Raw genomic sequence first — 8070 nt, 5'->3', positions numbered from 1 at the left:
CCGGCGTCCTGCCGGGTTACCCACGGATTCAAGCCTGCGTTCGGCCAGCGTGGTTTAACGGGGCGCCTGAGATCAAAAGCAGATCAAGATCAAGGGCGGCTCGCTTCGCATCGTGGTTACGGTTGGGGGGACTGGTATTGTGTTGGCAGCATGCTGCGATGACGCCGGTTCAGGCAACTCAAATCTCGGGTGTCCAGGTTACCCCGAGCATCCACGTCCGGGCTGCTTCGCGATAATTCTGATACCCCTCGAGGTAGCTGTACTTCGCCCGCGCGTAAGACTTGTCCAGCACATTATCGACCTTAAGCGATAACGAAACCTCGCGGTTCAACGCCCAACTGCTTCGCAGCCCCAGCAAGGCATAGCCGCCCAGGCGATTACGATTGGCTTCGTCATCGTAGCTGCTGCTGATCGCCTGCCAGCTCGCGCCCACACCGACCTTATCGAACTGCCGATCCAGGTCCAGGTTCAAGGTGCGCCGTGCGCGGCGCGCCAGGGTATGGCCGCTGTCGCGGTCACGCGGGTCGATCAACGACACGCCCAGGTTGCCTTGCCAGCCAAACAACTCCTGCTTGAGCGCCGCTTCAACACCATTGATTCGCGCCGATGCCACGTTCTGCGGCTTGCCACCGTCGAGGATGATCGCATCGCTCAGGTCGGTGCGGTACAGCGAGGCTTCCAGGCGTGTGCTGTCCGCCAGTTGGCTGCGCCATTGCACCTCGTAGCTTTTTGACGTCTCAGGCTGCAGGTTGGGGTTGCTGTATTGCGTGTCGGGGTAATAGAGATCGTTGAAGGTCGGTGCGCGAAAGCCTTCGCTGTAGCTGAGCAATACGTCGTTGTCAGGGTTGATCGGCACTGTCAGCGTGCCGCTCCAGCTGTTCTGGCCGCCGAACTGCTGGTTCTGGTCGCGGCGCAGGCCCAGTTCGGTGGAAAACCATTCACCGTGAAAGTGATGCTGTACGAAGGCGGCACGGTTCCAGCGACTGTCTTCGGTAAACGCGGTGGAACCGTGGAAGCGGTCTTCGTACCAGTCGCCACCGACGATCAGGCTGTTGCGCTCGTTCAGCGTCAGGTCGTTCTGCCAGTTGACCGAGTCGCGGTAGGTATTGAACACGCTGAAATCATCGCTGAGGGTGTCGCGCTTGGTGTCGCGGTTTTCGCTGTGGCCCAGCTCCAGGCGCGACTGCCAGCCTTCGCTGAGGGTGGCGTCGACATAGCCGCTGGCACTGCTGACGGTGTAATCGGTGTAGGGTTTCTGGCCGAAGCTTTGCCCGGTGGCGAAGTCGTAGCGCCCGAAGCTGTTGTCGTACTCCGACTTGCCGCGGTTATCCAAAAGGTTGAAGCCCAGCTCCAGCGCATCGCTGAACGAGTGGCTGAGGTTCAGGCTCAGGGACTGGTTGCGGTAGGCGTCGTGGTCGCCATCGCTGGGAAACGACTGATGGGTCGAGTTGATACCGGCCGTTTCATCCAGGCTGGCGCCCAGGTTGAAGCGCGTCTGTTCATCGCCGCCCGACAGGCCGACGCTGCGCTCCCAGGTCCGGTGGCTGCCAAAGCCCAGCTTCACCCGAGGTTGCAGGCCTTGCTCGGCGTTGCGTCGGGTAAATACCTGGATCACCCCGCCGATCGCATCGCTGCCGTAAATCACCGAACGTGAGCCGCGCAGCACTTCCACGCGCTCAATCTGGTCGACGTTGAGGTATTGCAGACCGCTGTCGCCGGAGGTGGTATTGGCGATGCGCTGGCCGTCCACCAGCACCAGACTCTGCGCCGATTTTGTACCGCGAATGTAGATGCCCGGCAGACTGCCACGTCCACCGGTGGGCGCCACTTGTACCCCGGGCACGCGGCTGAGCAGGTCGGTAACGCTGTCGGGCTGCAGGCGGTCGATATCGGCGCGGGTGAAGACGGTGTTGGCGGCGCTGCTGTCGTTACGTGCCTGCACCTGGCGGTTGGCGCTGATGACCACGTCGGAGAGTTTCAAGGCCTGATCGCGGGTGTCGGCGAGCAGATCGGCGCAGGGTAGCAGCAGCAGGGCAAGGCTCAGGCGTTTCATGGGCTGTCCATAGCGTTTGAAGGGGGTACACATCAAAATGTGGGAGGGGGCTTGCCCCCGATTGCAGTGTGTCAGTCAGAACATCTGGTACTGATACACCGCTATCGGGGGCAAGCCCCCTCCCACATTTAGTCCCGGTTTCTACAGGGCCAGAAGCGCCAAACGCTGGCGCACCGAGGCCTCGATACCGGCTTCATCCAACCCGCATTCAGCCAGCATCTGCGCCGGCTTGGCGTGTTCGACGTACATATCCGGCAAGCCCAGGTGCAGCACCGACTTGAGGATATTCTCCCGTGCCAGGAATTCACTGACCGCCGCACCGGCGCCGCCCATGATGGCGTTTTCTTCGACCGCCACCAGCAGTTCGTGACTACCGGCAATCTCGCGCACCAGGGCTTCATCCAGTGGTTTGACGAAGCGCATGTCGACCACGGTGGCATCGAGTTTCTCCGCGACTTTCAAGGCTTCGGCCAGTTGCACGCCGAACACCAGGAAGGCCGTCTTGCTGCCCTGGCGACGCAGGAGGCCCTTGCCGATTTCAATCGGCTCCAGGTCTTTCTCGATCACCGCATTCGGGCCATTGCCGCGCGGGTAGCGCACGGCAGCGGGGCCGTTGTACAGGTGGCCGGTGCTGAGCATCTTGCGCAATTCGTTCTCGTCGCTCGGCGTCATGACCAGCATGCCGGGGATGCAGCGCAGGTAGGACAGGTCGAAACTGCCCGCATGGGTCGGGCCGTCTTCGCCGACGAGGCCGGCGCGGTCGATGGCGAACAGTACGTCGAGGTTCTGCACCGCCACGTCATGCACCAACTGGTCATAACCGCGTTGCAGGAAGGTCGAGTAAATCGCGACCACCGGCTTGGCGCCTTCACATGCCATGCCCGCGGCGAACGTTACCGCGTGCTGCTCGGCAATCGCCACGTCGAAATAGCGCAGCGGGAAACGCTCGCTGAAGGTCACCAGGTCGGAGCCTTCCTTCATCGCCGGGGTAATGCCTACCAGGCGCGGGTCGGCGGCGGCCATGTCGCACAGCCATTCGCCGAACACGCCGGAATATTTCGGACCGCTGGCCTTTTTCGGCGCAGCGGCGGGGGCGTCCAGGGGCTCGAGCTTGGTGATCGCGTGGTAACCGATCGGGTCGACTTCCGCCGGGGCGAAGCCTTTGCCCTTCTTGGTGACGATATGCAGGAACTGCGGGCCCTTGAGGTCACGCATATTGCGCAGCGTGGCGATCAGGGTGGGCAGGTCATGGCCGTCGATCGGGCCGATGTAATTCCAGCCCAATTCTTCGAACAAGGTGCCGGGCACCAGCATGCCCTTGGCATATTCTTCGGTGCGACGGGCAATTTCCCACGCGCCGGGCAGACGCGACAGCACTTTCTTGCTGCCTTCGCGCATGCTGGCGTAGGTGCGGCTGGAGAGGATTTTCGCCAGGTAATTGGACAAACCACCGACATTGCGCGAAATCGACATGTCGTTGTCGTTGAGGATCACCAACATGTTGGCATCCACTTCCGGCGCATGGTTCAGCGCTTCGAAGGCCATGCCGGCGGTCAGCGCGCCATCACCGATCACCGCGATCGCCTTGCGCTCACTGCCTTGCAGGCGGGCGGCAATCGCCATGCCCAGCGCTGCACTGATGGAGGTGCTGGAGTGGCCGACGCCAAAGGTGTCGTACTCGCTCTCCGAACGGCGTGGAAAGGCGGCGATACCGTCCTTCTGGCGCAGGCTGGCCATGCGCTCGCGACGGCCGGTAAGGATTTTATGCGGATACGCCTGGTGGCCCACGTCCCACACCAGCCGGTCGTCCGGGGTGTCGAATACGTAGTGCAGGGCGATGGTCAGCTCGATCACGCCCAGCCCGGCACCGAAATGCCCACCGGTCTGGCCGACCGTGTAGAGCAATTCCAGGCGCAGTTCATCGGCCAGGGTTTCCAGCTCGGCTTCACCCAGTCGACGCAGGCCGTCCGGCGTGGCAGCGCGGTCGAGCAGGGGCGTGGACGGGCGCTTGCGGGGAATCTCTTGGAACGTCGTGGGCATCAGGCGAATCGTTATAGGTATAGAAGAGGCGGCAGTTTACCTCAAGCATTGCAAACTGCCCACGCGGAGGGGCGAACTTGGCCGATTTGCGGCGCTTATGGCCGCACGTGTCAGTGGCGACGTTCGACGATATACCGCGCCAGATCACGCAACGGCTCAGCCGCCGCGTCGAAAGGTCGCAGGGCGTCCAGGGCTTGATCGCGCAGCTCCAGGGCGTAGGCCTTGGCGGCCGCAAGCCCGAGCAGCGCAGGATAGGTCGGCTTGTCCCGCGCAATATCGGCGCCCTGGCGTTTGCCGAGGGTGGCGGTGTCGCTTTCCACGTCGAGGATATCGTCCTGCACCTGGAAGGCCAGGCCGACAGCCCGTGAATAGGTTTGCAGCGCCGCCAATTGCGCCGCTTCAGCCCGGCCGCTGGCCAGGGCGCCCAGTTGCACGGCGGCTTCGATCAGCGCGCCGGTCTTGTGACGATGCATGTGTTCCAGGGCTTGCTGATCCAGCTTGAGGCTGACCGAACCCATGTCGATCGCCTGCCCGCCGACCATACCGGCCGGGCCTGCGGCCAGGGCCAGGGTGGTGACCATGCGCAGGCGGGTCTCGGCGTTGACGCTGCTCAGCGCCGGGTCCAGCAATGCGCTGAACGCCAGGCTCTGCAGGCCATCACCGGCCAGGATCGCATAGGCTTCATCAAAGGCTTTATGGGTGGTCGGCTGGCCGCGACGCAGATCGTCGTCGTCCATCGCCGGCAGATCGTCATGTACCAGGGAATAGGCGTGAATCAGTTCTACCGCACAGGCTGCGCCATTGGCCTGCTCGGCAGGCGCACCCAGCGCTTCACACGCGGCATACGCCAGCAACGGGCGCACACGCTTGCCACCGTTCATCACGCTGTAGCGCATGGCCTCGTAAAGCCGCTTCATTTCCGGGCTCGGCGCAACAAACAAGGGCTCCAGCGCCGCATTTACCCGGGCTTGGCTACTGGCCTGATACGCATCGATCATTCGGGTTGTTCCGCATCGAAAGGTTCTTCGGCCAACTCCCCGTCGCGCTCAAGCAACACCTGCACTTTTTGCTCAGCCTGCGCCAACGCGCTCTGGCAGTCACGCGTCAGGCCGATGCCTTGCTCAAACGCCGTCAACGAGTCTTCCAGCGACAACTCGCCGTTCTCCAGACGCTCGACCAGGGTTTGCAGGTCGGCGAGGGATTGTTCGAAATCGAGTGCAACTTTTTTGCGGGCCATGGCGGCAATTCCGGTAGACGGTAAACCGGCGCGACACTAGCAGACATGGGGGATTGGGGCAAATGAGTGGGGCTGTTGCTCGTAGGTGGGATTGATCTGATAACACGTGCTGCGGCCGCCTCCGGGTAGGCCTATTAGCATTTTTTTATGGTAGGTCAGGTGCCGTGTGGCCAGATTCAGTGGGATGATCCATGAGGGAGCGCCTGGGTGAGCCGAATAGGGGGGCTATTCGGCTCATTTGATGAGCCGATTGTGCAGCAGATTTGGCTCATGGCTCCTGGCTCCCTTGGAGCAATTTCTCAGAGTTTAATAGGCAGCAGCGCGGCTGAAGCCGTGTTCACGTGTTTGTTGGGTATGGATGAATGGCGGTTTCGCTCAATTTCACAAAGCCGAGTTTCTTTGTCGTGAGCTCAATAAATTCAATGCTTTGGTCAGAAGAAACATTGTTTATTTATATTTTAATTTAAACTTGATAGATGGTTGTTGGTAGAGTGCAAATTTTTAAGCAATATAGGTTGGCTTTTCGCATAAGCTATATTCTTGCAAAATCAACGTCGCCCTCAAATGAAATACAGGCAATCCAATCAAGCTGTTTTTGAAGTATGTAAGTATGTTGGGGTATTTTTGAAAAAATTTGCAGTGATTGCATGAGGTCTCTGCATGTAATTGAATAGGCGTTGTCGGTTGCGTCGCCGATGAAAATTACATCGCGTGTAGTGGCTGCTTTTATTTTTTTCTCTAGCATCTCTAACGTAGGTCGTAATGAGGAGGGGCCGACATAGGTGTTTTCCTTAAATAGGCTCCAAGCTATTTGATTTCCGGAGAAAGGAACGGTTGCATTAATCTTTTCAACAATTAAGTCGTGTTCGACTTCTGCTGGGATATCGAATTCGATATTCAGCCGGTTGAGGTCTTTGACTATTTCTTCGTCAAGATAGCTCATTTTTTTGCAAACCTTTTTGTGAGTTGAAGTACAGTTTTTGACGTGCCCTCAAAAGTGTAGTGGGGGCCATTTTTTTTGTGAGTCCATACATTAATGTGAGCGCCATGCCTCTCGTCATATTCAACACGATAACCTGTCCTTGCATCAGTCGTTTGCATGCCGATGGGCTGACCTTTGCGCTCGCCAAATTTTCCTAGTTTTGTTTTTTTCGCCCGAAAGTCATTTTCCAGTAACCACTCAAGTGCTTTGTTCAATGCTTGCTCGTAGGTGGCGGAATGAGTTGAATTCCCTACCTTCGGCGGTCCTTCTCCATATCGAGGAGAGCTTTGGCTTTGCCGTCCTGGGCAATTGCCCCGCGTACACGCCAGACCCAGCGGATCAATCCACCCCGTAGGATTGAGCGTGTATAGGTACGCATTGATCCCTCCTGGCAACTTCACCGGATCGGGCGTCAGGTAACGACCAATATCCGGATTGTAGTAGCGATGCCGGTTGTAGTGCAGGCCACTTTCCTGGTCGAAGTACTGGCCTTGAAAACGTAGTGGGTTGTCGACTTTGCCGACGTCGAGGCGGCTGATTTCTCCGTAGGCGCGGTAGTGGGCGGACCAGGCGATTTCGCCGTCGGGGGTGGTGAGTTCCTGCGGTGTGCCGAGGTGGTCGAGTTGGTAGTAGTAGGGCTTTACGTCTTCCGGCCCGAAGCCTTCCAGCAGTGCCAGCGGGCGGAAGCTGTCGGATTCGTAGAGGTAGCTGCGATGGCGGTCGGCATGGTGTTCGGCGATCAGCTTGTCGCCTTGCCAGAAGAACTCCGTGGTTTTCTCTTCGATGGTTTTGCTGATGCGTCGACCAAACGGGTCATAGCGATAGCTCGCGGTTTGGCCGTTGGGCTTGGTGACGCCAATCAGCCGGTGCTGGCAGTCGTAGCGGTATTCGGTGACGAGTGAATGACCTTTGCCGCGCCGTTCTCTTATTAGATTTCCAAAAGCGTCATAGTCGTAATGGTGATCGCCTTGGATCATCAGGCGATTGCCAGCCACGATATCGGGGCCCGGCCTGTCTTGCATAAGCAAATTGCCGGCGGGGTTGTGGCCGAAACGCTCCTGTACGTCTTGCGAGTGATCGGCGCGGGTCAGGCGGTTTAGCGGGTCGTAGCGGTAACGGTGTTCGCCTTTGCGGGTGTCGAGCAGGCGGGTGAGGTTGCCGGCTTTGTCGTAGTCGTATTGGCGTTGGTAAAGGTGGTTTCCTTGCTGGGTGACGGCGTGGGCGTGCAGGCGGTTTTGGTCGTCGTAGTGGTAGTGGCTGAGCAGTTGGCCTTGTTGGCGTTGGTGTTCGCGACCTGCATGGAACAGGTGGGAGGTCAGCAGTGAGCCATTTAGCTCGACGGTGGCCAGGTGGCCGCCTTTGTCGTGGTTGAAGGTCAGACAGTTATTATCCGGCAGGCGTAAATGCTGAAGTTGGCCGCAGGCGTCATAGCCATAGCGCAAGGTGCCCCAGCCCTGATGTTCAGCAGTGAGACGGTTTTGTTTGTCGTACTCGTAGGCCAGCGCCCAGTGGCCGTCTTCGACGCTGAGGAGGTTGCCCTGGCGGTCGTAGGTGTAGTCGACCGTATTGCCATCGGGGAGGGTTTTTCTTACAAGACGACCGGCGTGGTCGCGCTCGTATTGGGTAACCAGCTGACTATCGTCGTCGCCGTGTTCGGTCTTTTCCAGCAGGTTGCCGTTGAGGTCGTAGGCGTAGGCGGTGCGTTGGCCGTCGAAGCCGGTTTCCTGTCGGATCAGGCCGTTGGGGTGGTAGTCCAGT

General features: G+C 59.3%; 6 protein-coding genes. All 6 read right to left on the bottom strand.

Features of this window, described 5'->3' with window-relative positions:
* Positions 1-178 precede the first annotated feature (178 nt).
* Positions 179-2053: a TonB-dependent receptor domain-containing protein gene (locus BFP89_RS26415; RefSeq protein WP_065888380.1), complete on the bottom strand. Its 1875-nt coding sequence runs from the start codon at positions 2051-2053 to the stop codon at positions 179-181.
* A 141-nt stretch (positions 2054-2194) separates the two neighbouring features.
* Positions 2195-4093 carry a 1-deoxy-D-xylulose-5-phosphate synthase gene (gene dxs, locus BFP89_RS26410; RefSeq protein ID WP_065888379.1) on the bottom strand — a complete coding sequence of 633 codons (1899 nt, stop codon included), beginning with the start codon at positions 4091-4093 and terminating at the stop codon, positions 2195-2197.
* A gap of 110 nt (positions 4094-4203) precedes the next feature.
* On the bottom strand, positions 4204-5091 hold the full coding sequence (gene ispA, locus BFP89_RS26405; protein ID WP_065888378.1) for a (2E,6E)-farnesyl diphosphate synthase: 888 nt from the start codon (positions 5089-5091) through the stop codon (positions 4204-4206).
* Positions 5088-5330: an exodeoxyribonuclease VII small subunit gene (locus tag BFP89_RS26400; RefSeq protein ID WP_003176346.1), complete on the bottom strand. Its 243-nt coding sequence runs from the start codon at positions 5328-5330 to the stop codon at positions 5088-5090. Before BFP89_RS26400 ends, ispA begins: the two co-directional genes overlap by 4 nt.
* Before the next feature lie 532 nt (positions 5331-5862).
* The gene (locus BFP89_RS26395; protein ID WP_065888377.1) at positions 5863-6273 is read right to left on the bottom strand and encodes a hypothetical protein; all 411 of its coding nucleotides are present in this window, start codon (positions 6271-6273) and stop codon (positions 5863-5865) included.
* Positions 6270-8070, bottom strand: a 1801-nt coding sequence (locus tag BFP89_RS26390) for an RHS repeat-associated core domain-containing protein (protein ID WP_141689141.1), incomplete at its 5' end; no start/stop codon positions are given. The genes BFP89_RS26390 and BFP89_RS26395, both read right to left, overlap by 4 nt.

This window comes from Pseudomonas sp. 31 R 17 (assembly GCF_900004915.1).
In the GTDB taxonomy this organism is placed as follows: Bacteria; Pseudomonadota; Gammaproteobacteria; order Pseudomonadales; family Pseudomonadaceae; genus Aquipseudomonas; species Aquipseudomonas orientalis_A.
The sequence above is the reverse complement of the archived record's forward strand: the minus strand, read 5'-3'. Positions and strand labels throughout refer to the sequence as shown.